2 protein-coding genes and 1 pseudogene are annotated in these 2,738 nt (G+C 61.1%); all 3 read left to right on the forward strand.

What is annotated here, in order from left to right; genetic code table 11:
• Positions 1-314 (forward strand): annotated as a pseudogene (locus AC5JJ6_RS08015) (amidohydrolase); the annotation flags it as partial.
• Positions 315-763: 449 nt separating this feature from the next.
• Complete coding sequence (locus tag AC5JJ6_RS08020; protein ID WP_496041531.1) at positions 764-1,192, forward strand: SLAC1 family transporter; 429 nt, start codon at positions 764-766, stop codon at positions 1,190-1,192.
• A gap of 3 nt (positions 1,193-1,195) precedes the next feature.
• On the forward strand, positions 1,196-2,617 hold the full coding sequence (locus AC5JJ6_RS08025) for an alginate export family protein (protein ID WP_496041532.1): 1,422 nt from the start codon (positions 1,196-1,198) through the stop codon (positions 2,615-2,617).
• Positions 2,618-2,738 lie beyond the last annotated feature (121 nt).

A 2,738-nucleotide genomic window follows, 5' to 3' on the forward strand; every position in this document is an offset into this window, starting at 1 on the left:
GGCACCTGCAATCGGTCCTGACCATCGTCGACGGCAAGCCGGTCTACGGCGCCGGCCCCTTCGCCGGCCAAGCCCCGTCACCCCCGCCCGCCATGCCGGACTGGTCGCCGGTCCGGACATTCGGCGGCTACCATAAGCAGACCGCCGATGCCCGGTCAGGACAGGTGGAGCGCGTCGCTGCGTCGGCCTGCGGCTGCGCCAGCGGATGCGGCGTCCACGGCCATGCCCACGCCGACGCCTGGGGCTCGTCCGTCCCGGCTTCCGACCTCCGTACTTTCTGGGGAGCGCTCGGTTGCTCCTGCTGGGTGATATGACCATCCTGACCATGTCGATCGTAGGAACCCGCAACCGGCCCGAGTGAGGAAACAAGCAGCGGATGAGCGGCATGCGGCTCATCCGGACTCTCGTGGTTATCCTCTTCGTTGACATTACCCGTCCCAGGCTGTTCCGAGGCAAGTGCAGCAGCCGATCATTATAGCGGTTTGCGTTAAATCCGGATCGCTTTGGAGCGTGACATCACCTGACGATGCGAGGGCATGGATATAGACGTATCAGATTTAGCGCACGGTGCTGTAGGAGAAGTCCGTAATGACCGACGCCGTACTGCTCACCGGCCGTTTTCGCATCGCTCCTTTCGATCACGTGAGGGCGACCGGCAAACGGAGCGACTTCGCCGCCCGTATCGATCCGCTCGCCTCTGGGCGGCGTGCCGCTGGGCCATGTTGAAATCTCATTCTTCTTCTCTGTCGCCCTCATTCTATAGATGTTTTTCATCACGATCGTCATGCGTCGCGTGCTGTTCATGGCACCGATGTCAGAGCGGAGCGTGCCGACGTTGTTCATCCTGCTCGCCCCGCCGTCTCTTGGCCTTGCCAGCTATCTCGCATTCACCGGCGGCGGGGCCGGCTGGCTCGCTTACATCCTATACTCGCTGGCGCTGTTCATCTCACTCCTCCTCCTGACGTTGGCGAACTACTTCGCGCATGGAGCCTTCTTCATGAACTGGTTGACGATGACGTTTTTGGCCGCTGGTTTCGCGGCCGGGGCCCTCTCGTATGCCCAGGTCAGGCCGTCGACCTTCACCGTTTCGGTCGGTTACCTGGCGCTGGCAGTTTCCACCCTCATTGTTGCTCTCGTTGCCTGGCGAACTTCCAAAGCAATCCTGAGCGGCACCGCTTTCCGCGAGGATTGATTCATGTTTTTCCGCCCGTTCGTCAACTCTGGCACGCGCCGAGCGCTTATTTGTTTGCAGACCGCTTTTCTGGCACTGGCAGCGACACAGGCTGGCGCACAGGAGGCTGAGCGGCCATCGCTCAAGTCGCATCGGTTCGATGAGGATTGGCGGGGCCTGTGCGACCCAGCACTTCACACGATGTTTCTCGATCCGCTGAAGTGTATTTCGCTCGGCAGCGACGGCTCTACCACCTTGACGATCGGCGGTGAATTGCGTGAGCGTTTTGAGATCGTCCGCAACCCAGACTTTGGTTTTGACCAGTCGTCCGACCATGTCTTCCTGCATCGCGCACTCCTCCACGGTGATCTGCACCTTGGCGAAACACTGCGCGTCTTCGTTCAGCTGGGAGCCTTCGAGCAGAGCGGCCGCGAGGGCGAGACCTCGGCCACCGATGTCGACCGGTTCGACCTGACCCAAGCCTTCGTCGATCTCAGCTTTGCAACACCGGGTGAGGGACGCGCGACATTGCGCGGTGGTCGGCAGGAAATCAGCTTCGGATCCTCGCGCCTAGTCTCGGTTCGTGAGAGCCCAAATGTGCGCCGCAGCTTTGACGGCGGCCGGGCCTTCTGGACCAGCGACGGTTACCGCGTCGACGCCTTCTATGCGCGGCCGATCCGCCTGGACGAAGGCAGCTTCGACGACCGAACCAACAATGATGAGTTACTCTGGGGCCTATACGGCACCGGCCCTGTGCCGAACCTGCCCGACTTGAAGGCCGATCTCTACTATTTCGGCTATGAGCGCGAGAACGCCCGCTTCCCGATCGGCAGTGCCAACGAGCAGCGACACACGCCTGGCCTGCGCCTGTTCGGCGAGCGGGGTGGCTTTGACTGGGACATTGAGGCGGTGTACCAGTTTGGTGACTTCGGCCAAAGGAATGTCCGTGCGTGGACGGTTGCCACCGATATCGGGGTCACTTTCGATGAAATGAATTTGCAGCCGCGCTTCGGCCTGAAGGCCAATGTGGCGAGCGGCGACGATGACCCGAATGACGGCCGGCTGGGCACTTTCAATGCGCTCTACCCGAAGTTCCCTTACTTCTCCGAAGCCAATCTCATCGCACCCGCCAATGTCATGGACCTGCAGCCGAACCTGCAGCTCCAGCTCACCCCTTCGCTCAGCGCCGAGCTGGCCTGGGACGTGCTCTGGAGGCATACGACGGATGACGCGATCTATCAGCCACCACTTGGGGCGGTCGTCGGCACGGCAGGGCAGGGCTCTCGCTTCATCGGTCATCAGGCAATCCTTGGTCTCGAGTGGCAGGCCACAGAGAACATCAGCATCGCCAGCCAGTACGTGCACTTCACTCCTGGGGATACGCTTAAGGATGTCGGCGGAAGCAGCGTCGATTTCTTCTTCGCATCCGTCGCTTTCAAATTTTGAAGGCTCTATTCGGGTTTTGGGGTGGTGGGCAGCAGGGCGGCCAAGAGGGCTCCGAGCAAGGCTTTGCCCCGGCATCTGGCGTTGTGCACAAATTCGAAAAGGGCAAGATAGTAGGGCAGCT

The organism is Skermanella sp., assembly GCF_059503625.1.